The 16122-nt window shown below is 60.4% G+C and carries 26 protein-coding genes; 3 read left to right on the forward strand and 23 right to left on the reverse strand.

Features of this window, described 5'->3' with window-relative positions; all coding sequences use genetic code 11:
• Positions 1 to 17 precede the first annotated feature (17 nt).
• The 13 genes from ACCQ08_RS09835 to ACCQ08_RS09895 all read right to left on the reverse strand — a co-directional run bounded on the left by ACCQ08_RS09835 (position 18) and on the right by ACCQ08_RS09895 (position 6486).
• On the reverse strand, positions 18 to 809 hold the full coding sequence (locus ACCQ08_RS09835; protein ID WP_373449666.1) for a site-specific DNA-methyltransferase: 792 nt from the start codon (positions 807 to 809) through the stop codon (positions 18 to 20).
• A 38-nt stretch (positions 810 to 847) separates the two neighbouring features.
• Positions 848 to 1054: a hypothetical protein gene (locus ACCQ08_RS09840; RefSeq protein ID WP_373449667.1), complete on the reverse strand. Its 207-nt coding sequence runs from the start codon at positions 1052 to 1054 to the stop codon at positions 848 to 850.
• Between the two features lie 28 nt (positions 1055 to 1082).
• Positions 1083 to 1304, reverse strand: a complete 222-nt coding sequence (locus ACCQ08_RS09845; RefSeq protein WP_373449668.1) for a hypothetical protein — start codon at positions 1302 to 1304, stop codon at positions 1083 to 1085.
• Positions 1305 to 1321: 17 nt separating this feature from the next.
• The gene (locus tag ACCQ08_RS09850; protein WP_373449669.1) at positions 1322 to 1591 is read right to left on the reverse strand and encodes a hypothetical protein; all 270 of its coding nucleotides are present in this window, start codon (positions 1589 to 1591) and stop codon (positions 1322 to 1324) included.
• Between the two features lie 5 nt (positions 1592 to 1596).
• On the reverse strand, positions 1597 to 1872 hold the full coding sequence (locus ACCQ08_RS09855) for a hypothetical protein (protein ID WP_373449670.1): 276 nt from the start codon (positions 1870 to 1872) through the stop codon (positions 1597 to 1599).
• On the reverse strand, positions 1869 to 3929 hold the full coding sequence (locus tag ACCQ08_RS09860) for a replication endonuclease (protein ID WP_373449671.1): 2061 nt from the start codon (positions 3927 to 3929) through the stop codon (positions 1869 to 1871). The genes ACCQ08_RS09855 and ACCQ08_RS09860 overlap by 4 nt, the downstream gene beginning before the upstream one ends.
• Positions 3930 to 3932: 3 nt before the next feature.
• Positions 3933 to 4406 carry a hypothetical protein gene (locus tag ACCQ08_RS09865; RefSeq protein WP_373449672.1) on the reverse strand — a complete coding sequence of 158 codons (474 nt, stop codon included), beginning with the start codon at positions 4404 to 4406 and terminating at the stop codon, positions 3933 to 3935.
• Positions 4403 to 4564, reverse strand: a complete 162-nt coding sequence (locus ACCQ08_RS09870) for a hypothetical protein (protein WP_373449673.1) — start codon at positions 4562 to 4564, stop codon at positions 4403 to 4405. The genes ACCQ08_RS09865 and ACCQ08_RS09870 overlap by 4 nt, the downstream gene beginning before the upstream one ends.
• Positions 4561 to 4956: a hypothetical protein gene (locus ACCQ08_RS09875; protein ID WP_373449674.1), complete on the reverse strand. Its 396-nt coding sequence runs from the start codon at positions 4954 to 4956 to the stop codon at positions 4561 to 4563. Before ACCQ08_RS09875 ends, ACCQ08_RS09870 begins: the two co-directional genes overlap by 4 nt.
• 106 nt (positions 4957 to 5062) lie before the next feature.
• Complete coding sequence (locus tag ACCQ08_RS09880; RefSeq protein WP_373449675.1) at positions 5063 to 5500, reverse strand: ogr/Delta-like zinc finger family protein; 438 nt, start codon at positions 5498 to 5500, stop codon at positions 5063 to 5065.
• A 52-nt stretch (positions 5501 to 5552) separates the two neighbouring features.
• Positions 5553 to 6023 (reverse strand): hypothetical protein, encoded by a 471-nt coding sequence (locus ACCQ08_RS09885; RefSeq protein WP_182343317.1) that lies wholly within the window; start codon positions 6021 to 6023, stop codon positions 5553 to 5555.
• Positions 5998 to 6234 (reverse strand): hypothetical protein, encoded by a 237-nt coding sequence (locus tag ACCQ08_RS09890; protein ID WP_116927382.1) that lies wholly within the window; start codon positions 6232 to 6234, stop codon positions 5998 to 6000. Before ACCQ08_RS09890 ends, ACCQ08_RS09885 begins: the two co-directional genes overlap by 26 nt.
• Before the next feature lie 36 nt (positions 6235 to 6270).
• Positions 6271 to 6486 carry a hypothetical protein gene (locus ACCQ08_RS09895; protein ID WP_182343319.1) on the reverse strand — a complete coding sequence of 72 codons (216 nt, stop codon included), beginning with the start codon at positions 6484 to 6486 and terminating at the stop codon, positions 6271 to 6273.
• 73 nt (positions 6487 to 6559) lie between these two features.
• Here ACCQ08_RS09895 and ACCQ08_RS09900 point away from each other — a divergent pair, with 73 nt between their 5' ends.
• Together ACCQ08_RS09900 and ACCQ08_RS09905 are read left to right on the forward strand one after the other, a co-directional pair.
• Entirely contained in the window at positions 6560 to 7348 is a 789-nt protein-coding gene (locus tag ACCQ08_RS09900; RefSeq protein ID WP_373449676.1) for an XRE family transcriptional regulator, read from the forward strand.
• A 45-nt stretch (positions 7349 to 7393) separates the two neighbouring features.
• Complete coding sequence (locus ACCQ08_RS09905; RefSeq protein ID WP_373449677.1) at positions 7394 to 7825, forward strand: hypothetical protein; 432 nt, start codon at positions 7394 to 7396, stop codon at positions 7823 to 7825.
• Positions 7826 to 7895: 70 nt separating this feature from the next.
• Here the strand turns inward: ACCQ08_RS09905 and ACCQ08_RS09910 are convergent, their stop codons facing one another.
• From ACCQ08_RS09910 to ACCQ08_RS09920, 3 genes are read right to left on the reverse strand one after another with little or no spacing between them, the layout of a single operon-like run.
• Positions 7896 to 8975, reverse strand: coding sequence for a contractile injection system protein, VgrG/Pvc8 family (locus ACCQ08_RS09910; RefSeq protein WP_373449678.1), 1080 nt, complete (start codon positions 8973 to 8975; stop codon positions 7896 to 7898).
• An 8-nt stretch (positions 8976 to 8983) separates the two neighbouring features.
• Entirely contained in the window at positions 8984 to 9484 is a 501-nt protein-coding gene (locus tag ACCQ08_RS09915) for a phage tail protein (protein ID WP_373449679.1), read from the reverse strand.
• A gap of 12 nt (positions 9485 to 9496) precedes the next feature.
• Positions 9497 to 11506 (reverse strand): phage tail tape measure protein, encoded by a 2010-nt coding sequence (locus ACCQ08_RS09920; RefSeq protein ID WP_373449680.1) that lies wholly within the window; start codon positions 11504 to 11506, stop codon positions 9497 to 9499.
• A gap of 102 nt (positions 11507 to 11608) precedes the next feature.
• On the opposite strand from ACCQ08_RS09920, the gene ACCQ08_RS09925 reads away from it, so the two are divergent.
• On the forward strand, positions 11609 to 12004 hold the full coding sequence (locus ACCQ08_RS09925) for a hypothetical protein (protein WP_373449681.1): 396 nt from the start codon (positions 11609 to 11611) through the stop codon (positions 12002 to 12004).
• A gap of 34 nt (positions 12005 to 12038) precedes the next feature.
• Here the strand turns inward: ACCQ08_RS09925 and ACCQ08_RS09930 are convergent, their stop codons facing one another.
• The 7 genes from ACCQ08_RS09930 to ACCQ08_RS09960 form a co-directional block, all read right to left on the reverse strand.
• Positions 12039 to 12179 carry a GpE family phage tail protein gene (locus tag ACCQ08_RS09930; RefSeq protein ID WP_373449682.1) on the reverse strand — a complete coding sequence of 47 codons (141 nt, stop codon included), beginning with the start codon at positions 12177 to 12179 and terminating at the stop codon, positions 12039 to 12041.
• A 17-nt stretch (positions 12180 to 12196) separates the two neighbouring features.
• On the reverse strand, positions 12197 to 12523 hold the full coding sequence (locus ACCQ08_RS09935) for a phage tail assembly protein (protein ID WP_373449683.1): 327 nt from the start codon (positions 12521 to 12523) through the stop codon (positions 12197 to 12199).
• Positions 12524 to 12650: 127 nt separating this feature from the next.
• The gene (locus ACCQ08_RS09940; RefSeq protein WP_373449684.1) at positions 12651 to 13160 is read right to left on the reverse strand and encodes a phage major tail tube protein; all 510 of its coding nucleotides are present in this window, start codon (positions 13158 to 13160) and stop codon (positions 12651 to 12653) included.
• A gap of 39 nt (positions 13161 to 13199) precedes the next feature.
• Entirely contained in the window at positions 13200 to 14390 is a 1191-nt protein-coding gene (locus ACCQ08_RS09945) for a phage tail sheath subtilisin-like domain-containing protein (protein ID WP_373449788.1), read from the reverse strand.
• Between the two features lie 191 nt (positions 14391 to 14581).
• The gene (locus ACCQ08_RS09950) at positions 14582 to 15115 is read right to left on the reverse strand and encodes a hypothetical protein (protein ID WP_373449685.1); all 534 of its coding nucleotides are present in this window, start codon (positions 15113 to 15115) and stop codon (positions 14582 to 14584) included.
• Positions 15115 to 15603 carry a hypothetical protein gene (locus ACCQ08_RS09955; RefSeq protein ID WP_373449686.1) on the reverse strand — a complete coding sequence of 163 codons (489 nt, stop codon included), beginning with the start codon at positions 15601 to 15603 and terminating at the stop codon, positions 15115 to 15117. The genes ACCQ08_RS09950 and ACCQ08_RS09955 overlap by 1 nt, the downstream gene beginning before the upstream one ends.
• Complete coding sequence (locus ACCQ08_RS09960) at positions 15600 to 16115, reverse strand: hypothetical protein (protein WP_373449687.1); 516 nt, start codon at positions 16113 to 16115, stop codon at positions 15600 to 15602. Before ACCQ08_RS09960 ends, ACCQ08_RS09955 begins: the two co-directional genes overlap by 4 nt.
• Positions 16116 to 16122 lie beyond the last annotated feature (7 nt).

The following is a 16122-nucleotide window of genomic DNA, read 5'->3' on the forward strand; positions in this document are numbered from 1 at the left end:
TGCAATCCAATTCCTATTTAGCCAATTTGGGTTTGTGCGCTGCTCTGGCCGGCCAAGAAATTGGCCTGCCGCTCGGCCTCGATCAAGCGCTCGCGGGAAATTTCTGCATAAGCCAACTCGCGCTCGATGCCGATAAACCGGCGCCCGGTCAGCACTGCAGCAACCCCTGTCGATGCGCTGCCTGCAAACGGATCAAGCACCAGGCCACCAGGCACCACAGGGCGCACCAGCTCGCTCATCAGGTGCGTAGGCTTGCCGGTCATGTGGTGTTTGTCGTCTTGCCGCACCGTGGATTGAATGCAGCCGTCAAAGGGGCCGTCGTGTTCCAAGATCACCGCAGGGCCCTTGGTGCCCCAGATCACGTATTCGCACTGATGGCGAAAGTAGCCTTTGTGCGGCGCGCGCGATCCGCGCCCCTTGTCCCAGGCAACAATGCCGCGCCAGAAGACACCACCGGCCTGCACCGCGTCGGTCATTACTGGCAGCTGCCGCCAATCGGTGAAGGCCATGAAATAGCCGCCAGGCTTAAGTACTCGCACGCACTCGGCAATCCACAGGGCGCACCACACCAGGTAGCTGCGCTGGTCGCGCGAATCGCCGCCGAAGGACGGGTACCGGCCCCGGTGGCCTGACTGGATGTACTTCGTTTCCGTGTCTTTGCTCTTGTCGTCACGCGAAAAGCCGCCGCTGCTGTATGGCGGATCGGTAATCACGGCATCTACGCTGTCGTCTTTCATAGCCATCAGCAAAGGCAGGCACTCGCCGTGGATCAGCTGCCAGGGCGCGGGAAGGATGGGATCTGGTTTCATGTTCTTCTCAAAAAAATTAAAGGGGGCGATATCTCTTCTCAGTCTTTGCGCTCAACGGAATGGACGCGCATGCCGGTCACCCACTGGGCCTTTTCTTCGGCGTCTTCGCTGTTGGCGGCCTTGAGCTGCACTGACTGCAGCAGCTTGTTGCCTTCCTCGCCCTCCAAGTCCCAGGCGTTGGCCGTGACGGGATAGACGAAAGCGCGATAGCTGCGCATGGGCTGGATGTTGGTTGCTGGGGTCATGGTCATAGTCGTGGTCTTTCGGTGGTGGTCAGGCAACCAGGCGCAGCTGGTTGGGGTTTTCTTCGGGGTTGGCCACGGCTTCGGCCTTGGGCTTGCGGCGGCGCTTGGCCTTGGTCGCTTCGGTGGCCAGGCGCTCGCGCTCGGCCGCAAAGACTGCGGCCAGGTGGCTGGCGTCGTGGCCGGTGCCCACATAGGTGCCAGGCTTGCGCTGGTAGGTGTGGGTGCGGGGCTCGGTGCGTTTTGCGTTCATGGCTGTTGCTCCGCTGGTCAATGCTGCTTATCGCAAGCTGCTTTGCGCTTTTCATCGAGCGCTTCTTTGTTGGCATTGATGACTGTTGCCAACTCGTCGGCAAAAGCTGCCCCTGCCTCGGAGCCCATCGCCGCGCACATATCGAACAAGGTGTACGCGGTGAATTTCTTCAACACTTCTAGGCCCTCCACCGATGGTTGGGGGTATTCCTTGGTGAAAACAGCCTGAGCTGCATCACCCATTGCTCGCACGATTTCCATTGCTTTGGTATCTGGCTTTTCTGACATTTGCTTTACTCCTGAGGTTGCTGGTTGTGGGGGGAAAAATCTGTGCGCTTTAGGCGCGGATGGGTCAGGCCAGCGATCAGTCCAAGTAGGAAGCGATCGCCCATATCGGCAAATTCCAGGATCTCGCGCTTCATGGCCTGGCGGGCTTCGGGGCCGTCCTGCATGTCGTCGCACACACGGCGGCCTGCATCCAGGGCCTGCTGCAGCAGCGGGCTGATTTCGCGCACGCGGCGGCCCGGCTGGGGGGCGGTGGCATTGATCTGGGCGGGGGTTTGGGTCATAGCCATGCGCCTTCCTCAAACTCGACGGCCTCGATTGCGGCCTGTAAGCTGCCCAACTCCTGCAATCTGGTGGTCAGCAGCTCGGTGTTTTGGGTCGCATCCAGGCGGGCCGTACAGTTATTGAAACGAGTCCAAGCGGCAGGCAGAGCCTGCCGGGACGCGGCTGCACCTGCGCCCTGCGCTTGGCCTTCTTCATGCTCAAAATGGGAGCCGTCCACAGCAGCAGCAGCAGCGGATTCGGCGGTTTGAACAAATGGCTTCCAGGCAATGCGGCGGCTCACCAGGTAGCGGCCACACATGCGCCCGCGCTGTGGCGTCAGGCCAATCAGTCGCCCGCATTTCAGTTCTTCACCATATTTGTTGGCGGCGCCCTCTTCCACATGGCGGCGCACGGGGGCAAGGTGCCATTCAGTGCGTTTGAGTGCATGCCCACCCATGGCCTCCATGAACTCGCACCAGTTAGCTTTGATCTCGCCTTGGCGGTGACAGGCGCGAAAGGCCTGCACGGTTTGGCTGTCGCCCTCACGGCCAAACAGCTCCAGCTGGTCATGCGTCACCCGGCGTAGCTCACGCCACACCGTGACCGATGGCATGCCGATAGTTTGGAATTGGCGGATGCCCCAAGTAGCGGCCCAGGCATCAACACGCAAATGGCCGTTGACGATTTCCGGTTTGGCCTTCTTCGCAGGCTTGGCGCTGTCACTGATCGCGGGTTGTTCGGCGTCGCTCTCAAGGGCCGGGGCCGTCATTCGCATTTCGATCAGCTCACCGTCCACCAGGTCGTAATGCTCAGCCAGGGCATGGTGGCCGACAGACTTCGATATGTACTTAGCCACGTAGCCTGCAGCACCACCCGACACCATGCGTTTGATGTTGACGCGGTTCTGCTTGGCGCCAGGTTCGTCACCGCCATCACTCAGCCAGTAATGCCGAATGGTTTCTTCCAGCAGCTCCGCCTGGGCTTCCGTCTCCACCCAGAACAACGCGTGCCAATGCGGGGTGCCGTCGTGGTGAGGCTCGGCCACGCGAAGGCCGTAGGGGCGCACGTTTTGGCGGTTCAGGCTGGCCCGGGTTTTTGTCCATTTGTCACGCAGCCACAACTGCGCATCGCGTGGTGTTGCGCCCTTGTAGTTCTTATTTCGTACAGGTGTTCCACCGCCCACTGTGATGGGATGGAAACGGCTGGGCGCTGTCAGCGTGACAAACAAGCCCACATGCGCCCGCTGATCTGCGTACTCTTCGGCACCCCGGATGCGGGTCATCAACTCGCCACCGCGCACCAGCGGGTTGCTGGTGCCCAGCGCCGCCAGTTCCCCCAGGTTGTAGACCTGACCAGCTTCGTTGGTGAACAGCGTTTGCTGCAGCGTTGCAGCGTTGCGCGCCACCTGCTGGCGGCGGCGGGTCATGCCTGCATTGCTGACATATTTGCCTTCACGCAAATGCACCTGGCCCATGCTGATAAAACCAGCCTCCACCACCCGGGCAACGTGACTGCGCAGGCGTTTGCGCCACCACTTTGGGTCTTTGGCCCGCTTGATTGCTGGCTCCCCTTTGATGGGCTGTTCTTCGGTGATTCCGATCACACGCACGATCTTGCGGACCATATCCACACGGGCATGCAGCGGGACGCCTGCAACGGATGCCCAGGCATCCAGCTCCTCTACATCGAACACCAGTTTTTTAGCCCATTCGCAGATCTCCTCGTCGCTCAAGTTAAACCGCAGCGCGGCGCCAAACTTGTCTTCAAAGTCGGCCATGGCTTGCATGCGATCCCAGGCGCGGAAGCTCTCGGGCGCCTGCTGCAGCTGCCACCTGTCATAAGCCTCAGTGCCGCGCTTGATCAGACGGATGGATTTGTCATCCTGGCCCTTGGGGTCGTTCTTGGGTGTCAGCTCCACATAGGCATACCGCTTGCGCAATGCGTCCTGCCACTCAACAGGCGCAGATTCCACGATGCGTTCAAGGTGGCGATCGGCGAGGGCGTGAGTCGGGCGGTTTTTCAACCACTCATGCACGCTACTGCGCTTGGGCTCTTGACGGGGTATGCGGCTGGCCATGAATTAAACCTTGGCGGCCAGGGCCGACAGCGGCATCACGTAGCGCTTGAACAGGCGCACCACACGTTTGATGGCTTCGCGCTCGGTTTCCGGCATTTCTTGCCAGGCGCGGCTGGCCAGGCCATGCAGCTCCGGCTTGCTCTTCGCCCTAATACCCGCGACACGCAGCAGGCATTCGCGCATTTCAATGGGCAAGCGCCGCCATTCCGCATCAGCTGCATCGCGATACAGCCCACCGCTGGCCTTCTTGGCAAACTCATCGCGCAGACCATCGAGCATGGCCTTGGCTTCCTCGACAGTGACTGCCGGGTTCTTGAGCGGGGGCACCATGGGCTCAGGCCGCGCAGGCTTGCGCGTGGCAATCTCAAAGTCAGGCGCCAGGCATTGCAGCTGCGGCACATCGCGCACAGGCAGCTTGCGCAAGCCATAGGGCAATACGGCTGCCACTGCGTTGGCTTCGGCCTTGTCTTGCTTCATGCGCTGGCCAGCCCTTCAACAGAAAAGCCGCCGATGCGTGGCTGCTGCTCGGCAATGTCGAATGCGGCGTCATAGGCTGCGCGCATGCAGCTGGCCAGAATGTGCAGGGTGTGGCGCACGCCCGAGGCAGCGCGGTAGTGCATTGCGTACATGCTCATGCCGCACCGCCAATCTGCAGCATGCCGATGCGCTCAAGCGGCTGCAGCCATTCCTTTTTGCAACGCCCCTTGACACGCCAATCGTGTGCCAGCTGCTCAAAGCGCGCACCAAAATCATTGCGGCCATACAGCTTGTTCAACCAGTCATGCACTTCCATCGCCGGGCGCGCATCGAAGCGCAGCAATGCAATGGCCAGGTTCAAGTTGGATTCGTCGAACAGGCGCAGGTCAGTCAGATCAAACGGAAAGCGCGGGCCGTTGTACAGGCCCAGCAGCAGCATGGCCGCCGCCCGTGCACCGCCGCCGTTTTCGTTCGTGGCCATGTTGAAGAAGTGCGACAGCGCATAGAGCGCCTCATTCAACTGCTTTGCTTGAGGGTTTGCTGCAGACATTTCGTTTTCTCCGTTTTTGGGCAAAAAAAGTCCCTGCCAGGCCCGCAGGCCTTGCAAAAATTGATTGGGGTTGGTGGTGGGTGGCCGCTATTGAGCGGCTGTAGCGCTAGCTGCTTGCGCCCGTGGGCTTGTCGCCGGCAAACAGGTCGCCCGTGATGGGCGGAGTGAATTGGGCGTCATGGGCCGCCTCGCCCGCGTTGTCGAGCACCACGCGCATCATGTCGCGGCGCACATGCGTGGACAGCGGCAGGTTGACAGTGGGGTCAGGGGTGGCGCTGGGGCTCAGCGTGCGCACAATCTCGGTGGTGGCCACAAAGGTGTGGCCGCATTCCACGTTGGTGCATTGGTAGATGGTTTCGCGCATCGTGGCGCTGACTGGCTTGCTGGTGCGGATTTCGCACGTTGCCTTGCAGTGGGGGCACTCCATGCGGGTGCCCTCCATGCGCAGGCGGCGGCCCGTGTGGTTTCCGCGCGGTTTGCGGGCCTCGGACGTTTTCAGCACTGCCTTGTGCAGCGCCTTTTGTTCTGCTGTGGTGTGCAACATGGTTTGCCTTTGTGCAGTCGATATAGCCACTTTTGAGCCGCTCAATAGCCGCTCACTGCTTGGCAAAGAATTGCACCTGGCCGCGCTGCTGCTTGTACTGCTGCAGGCCCAGCAGGTACACAAAGCGCAGGAACGGCGCTGCATGCTCCAGGCCCAGGCTGTGGGCCATTTCCATAGCCTTCTGCTGCTCGGACGGGAAGATGCGCAGGCCGGCCAGCACGTTGGGGTGCTTGGCCGCTTCGCCTTGTGGCTTCTCGTCAACGCCGCTGGCGAAGAAGTACTGCAGCTGGTCTTCCTGGGCCTGCAGCTTTTGCCAGCCCATCAAAAACACGGTGCGCAGGAAAAAGCCACGGTTCCAGCACTTGGCACCGGCCAGCGCGTCGGCCTCTTGCATTTCGCGCTCAAACAGACGCATGCTGGTCAGTTTCTTGACCGGCTGCTCTGCCTTGGCCACCAAGGCGCCCGGCTTGCGGACGCGCGCCAGTTGCGTCAGGCGCTCACGTTGGATTGTTGCTGTTGTCATCTGCGCTCCCGGCCTTTGCCGTTGTGTTGTTGATTGCCAGCTGCGGGCCTGGCCGCTTGCCGGTCATGGCCGCCACCATGGCGTCTAACTGCCTGCGGTTGAGCTGCTCTATAGCCGCTTCAATGCTTGGCAGCTGCATCGCCTGGCGGTACAGCTCCAGCTTTGCCAGCTGGTCTTTGCTGTAGCCGATCTGCTCGATGGAAAGCTGCATGGGTCATTGCCGCTTGTGTTGTGCGGGTGCCGCCAATTAGCAGGCGGCGCCGGCGCTTTGTTGGTGGTTCATGTCGCCCAGGCCCAAGGCCTCAAGCTCGGTATCCACCCGGCGCATGGTCATGTCGTAGACCAGCGTTGCCGGTTCGGTTTTCAGGCGCAGGGCCATCACTTCCAACATGGCCCAGTCCTCTGGGCGAAACCGCACGGTCTTCTTGGCCGTGCGTGCGTGATCCGGGTTCTTGTATGCCATCTGCCAAGCCTCCCCGCCTACAGCGGTGTCGTGTACCATCCCCAAAAGGGACGTAATTTGGTGTTACGGCTGCATGATATTTCTAAATTTAGAAATTGGCAAGAAATTTATGGAATCTAGCAATGATGATTACGATATTTCGTCCATCAAGACGGAAATTGGTAATCGCTTGAGGGAGGAACGGGAGCTGCAGAACATGAAGGTGGCCGATCTGCAACGCCCCGGTCTGTGGCCTGCTACCACCATCTATGGGTGGGAGAAGGGTGTAGCAACGCCGAAAGCCGAGTACTTGGGCCATCTCCAGAATCTGGGATTCGATGTCGCTTACATCATCACCGGCAAGCGAACAAAGCAAGCCTCTTCCCAAATTCAGGACGTATTGGCCCCGAAGCGCCCGGCGCTTACAGGCCCTGCTCCTACTCCAGCCCATTCAGAAGACACGCTCTTCATTCCGCTGCTCAGTGCCACAGGTAGCATGGGGCCTGGCACTGAAGCGCTGGCTGCAGATGTGGTGATGGGTGATGTGCCTGTTTCCTTGACCTGGGTGCAGATGAACCTCCCGCGCAGCCGGCCCGAGGCATTGCGCTTAGTGCATGCCTACGGGGATAGCATGCGCGGCACCCTGGAAAGCGGTGACTTTGCCCTTGTGGATACCGATATCCACTCGGTTGACGCCGATGGGGTGTATGTCCTAGAAGCGCACCAACGATTGTTCATCAAGCGAGTCAGGCAGCGCATTGACGGCAGGTACGAGATCAGCAGCGACAACCCGGCGATCAAGCAGACCGACATTCTGAACGGTGGCCACGAAGTGCGGATCTGCGGCATGGTGGTTTACGGGTGGAATGGTCGGCGCTTTTGAAAGCTCCGGACGGTTTGCGAAAACGAGCAATGAACGAGGAAAACAATGACCTTTAGATTGGCAGCAGCGTTTGCACTCATGGCCGTTGCATCAAGCGGCTCCCACGCCGCCAAAGACAATGCGACGTTGATAAAGGAAGCGGTGTCAGCTCTGGATGAGGCCTATGTTATGGACGTAAAACCAGCAGATGCTAAGTACACGAACTGTAAGTATGGTCAGTTGGAATCACGTCAAATTGTGCGATGCGGGATTGGCTTTTCTCTCGGCTCCACTGATCTCGCACAGATTGGCTATTGGGAAGTTGACGTACAGGGAGACACCTACACCATTTACGCGATGAATGGCAAAGCGCTATCGGCTCTTGAGCGCATCAATCGTGGCGGTTCCTACAGCAGCTCCACCTACCCCGGCGCATTCAAAACCGGCCAGGGCCGCACGCCTCTGGATATGAAGCAGGCGGCCAAAGCGATTCAATAAAGCAACTCGATCTAAAGCCACTCAAGAGTGGCTTTTTTAACGTCTCGGCACTCTGAAGGCGCTTCAAACCTCATTCATCATCGTCATCATCCGGGTCGGTTGTGCGTGTAGGCGCGTCATCTTCCCCGTTCCGCTCCATCTCCAGCTTGGTAGTAAAGCCGCCCTCCCCGCCCAGCTCGCTTGTCACCGTTTTGATCAGCCAATCCTCGCCATCGATCTCGGGTTTAAATCCGCTGACCTTGACCGGCGTCTGCACCGCCAGCGCCGGCTGGCCGATGGCCAGGCTGATCTGCAACGTGGCCTTGCCGCGCACGATACGGCCCATTTCCGCCTGTGCTGCAGCCAGCGCGTCAGCCTCGGTGGCGTAGGTGTCTTTGAGCGTTTTCAGGTTGGTTTCAGTGCCCGCGATCGATGCCCGCCGCTGGCTTTTATTGGTGTCTCCCCAATACGCCCGCACGCCACTGTAGCTGTCGCGCTCCGAGCTGTTGTAGCTGTGCTGGTCGCCGGCGCGGCGGGTCAATACCACGGCGGGGATGGCCTTGCCGCTGGCAGACGCTGCGCCGTTGATGGGGAGGAACAGCAGCACGCCCTTTTTGACCGTGGCCACGGCGTCGTGCTGGCGGCCAATGCGGGTCAGAAAATGCACCGGGCTTTCGTTGGTCTGGTCAATGTGCTGCACGCGCTTGCTGGCCAGGCTTGCGCCCACCTTGGCCTGCATCCCGTTGGCCTTGGCAATGTCTTGCACGATCTGGCCCAAGGTGGTGTCGTGCCAGCTGCTGCTGGTGCGGCTGCGCAGGCCCTTGCCCAGGTTGGCACTTCGCGCGCGGATGTTCAGCACATCGGGCGTGCCGTTGTGGCTGATCTCGTCCACAGTGAATTCGCCCTTGTCCACCAGGCCGTGGCCCACCCAGCCCCAGCGCAGCGCCACAATGGCGCCCTTTGGGGGGATGGCCAGCTTTCCATCGTGGTCGCTCAGCTCCACATCGAGCTGGTCAGCTTCTTCGCCCCGGCTCTCTGTCAACGCAATGCGGATCAGGCGCCCATTGATCTTGGGCGTTATGTCCTTTCCGTTGATGGTCAGCAGGTAGGTGGGCTGGCGGTATTCGCTGCCGGCGTCCAGCGCTTCGGGTTGTTGGGTTGTGTCTGCCATTGTGGCCATCACCATTTATCGTCGTCGTCTTCTTCACTGAGCCACCAGTCCCAGGGGTCGCCGCCATACCAATCGTCATCCCCTGCGCCACTGTCTGGCCCGGTGTCCAAGCCGCCAGACGGGTCTACCTGCTGTGCATCCACGCGGGCCAGCGACAGGGTGAACTCCACCTTGCGCGCGGCACCTTCGCGGATGAATACGCTGCGCGTCGTGTTCAGGCTCTCGATCACCCATGCGCCCAGCGCCTCGCCGGTGCCGGTGCACAGGTTGTAAGCCTTGCCCGCATCGGCCATATCGGCCAGGCGGTCAAGGGCCTTGCGGTCGCCCATGAACTCGGGCACCTGCAGGCCGGTCAAGGTGATCTTGTCATCGCCTTGACCCACATACTGGCGCGCCGGCCGGTCGCCCACCCGGCTACTGCTGGGGTGGCGCCATTCCTGGGTGCGTTGCAGATCGTTGTAGGCCAGGGTTGAGAGGCCAAATACAAATTGGCCCAGGGCTGCCATCATGCTGCGCTACTCCTAGTCAATGTCCGTCAGGCTGCTGCCACGGCGGGCAGCCTTCTGCCGCTCAAAGCGTTCAATCTCGGCGCGCACTGCCGCGCCTATTTCGTCGCCCTTGGCGTTCCCCTGCACGGTGATGTTGATGATGTACGTGCTGGCACCGCCGCCCGCAGTTGCGCCACTCGCAGGGGCTGGTGCCGCCATGCTTGCCACATCTGGCATGGGCAGCATCCCGCCCATCGGCAAGGCGATGGCACCCATGGGCACCAGGGTGGCGGCGGCCATGCCCAGCGCAGCATTGCGCACCAGGCTGGAGCTGCCCGTAATGCCCTGCGCGGCGCCCTCGCCCACGAAGCCGCCCAGCTCCGCAAAAACGCGGCTCGGGCTATGGATGCCCAGCTTTTCTTTGAACCAGCCAATGCTGCTGCTGGCCACTTCGCCCACGGCATCGCGCACGGCCGCAATGCGGCTGGTGATGCCACTGACCAAGCCCTGAATGATGTTGGCGCCGGCGTTGAAAAACTGGCTAGTCAGGCCCATCACGGCCTGCAGGCCGCTGCTGATCGCGCCCGTCAGGTCAGCCCATAGAAGCTTTGCCCCGCCCACCACGTCATCCCATCGGCTGTAGAGCATAGTGGCTGCCGTAATGACCAAGCCGATAGGGCCTAACAGGCGAAGAAACACCGAGCCAAAACGCAAGATGGCCGGAATGTAAAGGGCCATGCGAGCGCCAAAGGCCCCAAGCCACTGGCCACCAAAAGTAAAGGCGCTTCCCACCAAGCGCACCGCTGTGCCCATGTTGGCAAAGGACAGCCCCAAGCGCGCAAGCATGAATCGCAGCAATGCGCCTTTGGCCAGCATCAAGCCCAGGGGAATCAGCAGCGCCCCCACTGCCCCCATCAAAAGGCCCGTGCCCACTACCAGCTTTAGGACGCCGCCCACGATAGCCGGATTGGCTTGCATCCAGGCGGTGAGTTTCTCCAGCAGCGGGTTAAGCGTTTTGTAGATCTCCAGCAAAGGCGCCTTGAGTTGCTCGCCTGCCACCGCCATGCTGTTGAAAAGGCGGTTTTGTTCCATCATGGTTTTTGCCGAGAGCGTGTCATTGCGCGCTGCAGCCTCTTTAGCCATGCTGCCTTTACCCGCTGGACCGTTTGCCAGTTCCATTTGCCGCTTCAACTCTTCCGGCTTTCCCACCAGTTTGGCCAGGGTATCGCTATGCTCCATGCCGACAAGCTCCACCATGACCCCGAGCTGATCCTTCTTCGGCAGCTTGGCAATGGCCTCGGAGACTTTTAACATGGTGGCCGCTGCATCGGTGGCCATACCCTTCTGAATTTGCTTAGAAGACAGCCCTATTTCTTTCACCGCCGATTGAAACTTCTTTGTTCCTTTAGTGGCTGCAGCAAACTTGGTAAAAATGGCATTGATAGCCGTTCCGGCTGTCTCCTCTCGCTCCCCCAGCGTCAAAAGCGTACTGGCAAAGGCTGCCAGATTCTGCCCCGAAATTTTCACCGTAGACGCCACGCCACCAGTGCGATTCAGTACCCCGATAATGTCCGCGCCTTTGCTGATCGCGTTGTCATCGAGGTAGTTGATGGAATCTGCCAATCCTCGAATATCCTGTATTGGAATATTGAAGTTCTTGGCGACTTTCCCCATTTTCTCTGCGATCTCATCGGGCACCGCATCAAACGCGGTGGCCATCTCGCTGGCCAGCTCCACAAAAGTGGCCAGCTCATCGGTGGGCACCTCCATGCGCGCGGCGGCGGTCATCATTTCCGCAATCTGCACCGTGGTCTGCGGCAATCTGGTGGAGAGGTCGCGCACCTGGGCTTCGGCCTTGCGGTAGACCTCGGTCAGGTTGCCCGCTTCGTCGCGCGCCCCTTGCACCTGGCGCGCAATGCCCAGCATGGCGTCTTCGTGCTGCATGAAGGCGCCCACGGGCTTGAGCCCCATGTCCATCACCTTCTTGCCGCCATACATCGCTGCGCCGCCTGCTGCGGCCATGGTCGCACCCTTGGCGGCCATTGCAGACGCTTTGCGCTGTGCCTCGGCCAGGCTTTTGAGCTGCTCGCGTTGCTTTGTGATGGCAGCGGTGGATGCATCCATGCGTGCGCGCAATCCTCGCTCTTGCTCGGCCAGGCCCGAGGTGGCCATGCCCGCCTGGGCCATCTTGTCGCGCAGGCGCTGGGTGGTCTGGGTTTGATCCTGCAGGCGGCTTTTCAGCGCCGCAGCTTCGGCCTTGGCTTTCTCAAACTTCCGGGCCATGCCGGCAGTGACGTTGCCCGCCGCGTCATGCTCCAGCGCCATGGCCTTGACCTTGGCCTGCTGGCTGGCCAGCTCGGCACGCAGGCCAGCGGAGGCTTTGACGCTGTTGCGAAAATTGTTGATAAGCCCGTGCTGCGACTCCATGGCCTTGAAGTCGCTGCGCAGCTGTTTGATCTTGTCCGAGGTGGCAGCGCTACCCGCCATCACGCGCTTGAGCGGGCCGGTCACCTTGTCCACAGCCTGCAGCAATACTTCTAAGCGCAGTTTGTTGACCATGCTGCCCCTCTTTTCATCATTTACCGGCCTTGGCCTTGGCTTCCTGCTTTTCGTTGTAGCGCTTGATTGCTCGATTGCGCCATTCGCTCAGCTCTGCGGCCTCCATCTGCCACATGTCCGATGGCTGCCAATGCCACATTTCGGCCATGTCAGTCATCATGTCTTCAATGGTGTTTATTCCGACTCGGTCGGCACCGTTGCACCAGTCAAAAAAATGGCAGCCTCCGTGGCCATCGACACCATATCGACGGTATCCATTTGGTAGATCTCGGCTTCCATCAAGGTGGGCACGGTCACACGCGGCAGCAACTTGGCCAGCGCGTCTACCTTCATGTTCATCACCTCCACCAACATCAGTCCGCGCAGATCGCCTACGCTGGGCTTCAGGATCTGCACTTTGGCAATGGTCTGGCCAGCGCGCACAACCGGTTGCACCAGGGTGACGGTTGCCGATTTGCGCGCGGGTGTGGTGACGGTGTTCACTTGCTCAGCTGTTTGCATGTTCTATCTCCGGGTAATCAAAAAAGACAGCGGGCGCACGGGTTGATGCGCGGCCCGCTGTTGGAACTGGGCAGCCCTGTCCCGGGGCACGCCCAGCAGCTTGGCAAAGCTGCGTAGGGTTGCGGGCTTAGACGCCCAGCGCCGCGCGCACGGCAGCCTGGTTGTCCTCGCCGTCAATGATCTCGACCATGTTCACAAAGTCGATTTCGGCAATGGTTTGGCCGTTGAGCACTTCCTTGTAGTAGCTCAGCTCCATCTTGTAGGTGTGTTCCGTGGCCTCGCCCACCTTGGCAGAGCCCTTGTCGATCTCGCTGATGCGGCCGCGCGCCACGACTTCGATAACATCCACCTGGCCGGTGTCCTCTGCATCGAGCGCACCAGCGAAGCGCAGCATGGTGCCGTCATGGCGGCCCGATCCGAAACCGCTGTGGGTGCCATCGGCCCAGCCTGCCATCTTGTATTCCATCGACATTGCTTCCATGCCGAAGTCTTGTTTGACCGGGCCGCCCATGCCACCGGCTTGGTATTCCTCCATCTTGCGGGTAAGCACCGGCAGAGTGACCTCGGGCACCTGGCCCAGGTAGCTGATACCGTCTTTGAAGACGGCGAAGTTTTTGAGTTTGCGAGGCAATGCCATGGTGTTGCGTCCTTATGCGTGGTGGCGTTGGTGATGCGCTTACAGGCCCGAGGCCACGCGCTGGGCAAAGTCGCCCCAATACTTGTCAGTAATGCGCTGGATAAAGCCCAAATCCTCCAACGGTGGAATTGGCGAATAGTCGTAGTCGATGGTGAGCTTGCCGAACTTGAGGGTCTCGGTGGCGTTCACCTCGGTATCGAGCCAGGCAGAGCCGCCCAGGATGTAGCCCAGGTTCCTGAGACTGCGCATGCGGCTGTTAATGCCTTCGATGATGTCCTTGGCCAAGCTCGGATGCATGGGCTTGTCCACCGCCGAGAAATGGCCTTCTGCCATGGTGTCAGCCATCACATGCGCAGTGCGCACCGCGCTTTCAAAGGTGAATTCAGGTTCAGTCGAGCAGGTGCGGCTGCCATAGAGGCGATAGCCATCCTGCGCGATCCAGGTAGTTACCTTGCCTTCGTTGAGCAGGTCGGTATCGGTGCCCGTGCTTTGCAGGTCAAAGTAGACTGCATGCTCCAGGCCGGTGATGCCGTTCAGCGGCACATTGGAGATGGTCTTGTGCCAGCCTTGCTCGGTGTCGATCTTGGCGCGGGCGCCCAGCGCGAATGCCACAGCAGGCGCCACTACGTTGGCCTTGGCGGTCGAGTCCCAGCGCATCACGTTCGGCCAGATCAGCATGGTTTCGCGCTTGCCGAAACCGCCCGCATATTCGAGCGCTTCGCTCACATCCTTACACCCATCGCAGTACACGTAGGCCATGGCGCGCAGCTTCTCAGCGGCTGCGGTCAGCGCCTCTGCCACAGGCTTAGTGTCCAGGCCTGGCGCGCCCAGGATGCGCGGTTTTACCTTGAGCTGGGACTGCGCATCGAGCAGCGCTTGAATGCCGGTGCGTTTGCCATTGATGTAGTCGCCCACCACCTTGCTGGTCTGATCGGCAATCCTTTCCTCCTCAGTCTCTCCCACGCCCTCGGCAACGCGCACGATGATGATGATGGGGCGCACCTGATCGGCGATGGTGGCCAGCGCCAGGGGCAACGTTCCAGTTTTGCCAGCTGCTGCCTGGGCCTTGCTGATGCTGGTGAAGAGCACAGCCTTGTCCAGCGGGTAAACAGCCGGGTCTGCGTCTGGGGCGGTGACCATCATGCCGATAACCGCAGTCGATGGAATGCGCAGCTCAGCTGTGCCGCCCGAGACTTCGACAACGCGCACGCCGTGGTGGTAATTGGCCAGGTTTCCTGTCGCCATATTCGGATACTCCAAAGGGTGAATGGGTGCGCAAGCCGTTGCATGGGCGCGCTTGATTTCTCTGTAGCCGTCAGTGTCTGCCGCGCGCGCGCGAAACTCCAGCAGCGGGCACTGTGGCTGCGCCAGGCACAAAAAAACCCGCCTGGGCGGGTTGTGTGATGGGGTGGGAAGGTGGCCTAAATCTCTGCGGCCACCACGCGCAGGCCACCAAAACGCATGTGCTTTTCAGAGGGCAGGCCGCTGTTGATCATTTCCGCCGTAACGTTCCAGATCCGGGGCTCGGTCATGGTGATGGTGAACGTGGCGCGGCCCGCTTTAAACAGCACTCGCTTGGGGTGTACACGCCCGTCTACGCTGGTGATGGGCATATCGAATGCCTCATTGATCGGGTAGAGCTGGCCGCCCACCTCCATGCGAACAGTGATAGCCAGCACAGCGCCCACCACAGTGCGCACCTCGGCGAAGTTATCGGCAATGATCGTATTTGCATTGCTCCCGGCGTCGGCCGTGATGTTCTCCACCACGATGGCGGGGAGCTGGTCAGTTTGCGGTGCTACCACTACCCACTTGTTGCCAGTCCATCGCTGCCCCAAGCGCGGCACATTGTCATCCAGTAGCAAGGCGTTGTCAGGCATGGGTGCCAGAGCCTGGTCATACTCGCCTTCACCGTTACACACGCCGGCTGCATTCAGAAAAGCATATTTCGGCATTAGTTGCCCTCCACAACTGTAAATGCGATTCGCTGCGAAGCGCCGCCATATCCCCCATACACTTCGCACCGCACGACGTTTGAGCTGATGAATCTATAGGTGGCGGCATAAAACGTGGTGGAACCGTATTGGGGCCGTCCATTAACCACAAAAGCCTTAGCGGTGTTGACTGCCCCCACAACTACATCGTAGTAAGACGAGCTGCCAGAGCCTCCGTCGCCGGATGCGAAGTTAACGGTCACCGCAATGTTTTGCACCGACTTAAATGGCGCTGCCGATATTCCGCCCACTGCAGCAGATACGTGAGCCTTAACGTTATCGCGCGCCGCATTTGTCGTCGCATTGACGTTATCCCGCGCATTGGTAACGTCCGTGCGGATAGCGTTTGTGGTAGCTTGCACCCCCGCGATATTGGTGAGCGCCGTGCCCATGTTGGTGGCCAGCTCGCCCAGTTTGGCCAGGGCTTGGACCAGTAAAGAAGTACTCATGCTGCCCCCTCTGTTGCGGTGATTCCTTCCAGCCGCCCGTTGTTGTAGGTCATGGTTTCGGTGCGCTTGCGCCCGTCGTAGGTGGTGGCCACCGTCTTGACGTTCCCCGCCGCGTCATAGCTCATGACGGTCACTGATTCTTTGGCGTCGATCATCTCGGTTACCACCGAAACACGCCCGCTCGTGTCGTAAGCAATGCTGGTGGTGCTTGGGCCATTGGCTGGCCCCAGTTTCAGATCGGCCCGCGCCAGGGTGATATCGACTCCTGCTTTGCCATTGACGGAATGCACGCGCGCGGCGCCCATTTCATTGATGGCCACCTGCAGCGCATCGAGCGCCCCGTCTACCTCCTGCACTCCTGCCTTGCCGTCGATCAACTCGCGCAGGCCATTGAGCGCATCGTCTACGGCGCGGCCCAGCGCCCGCAGGCGCTCCACATCCACTGCCAGCGGGTTGCCCGCGTAGGGCAGCTCCAGCCCGAAGAAGTCTGTTTTGTCTTCTTGGATTGCCATGGCCACC

This window comes from Comamonas sp. SY3 (assembly GCF_041730275.1).
GTDB lineage: Bacteria > Pseudomonadota > Gammaproteobacteria > Burkholderiales > Burkholderiaceae_C > Comamonas > Comamonas sediminis.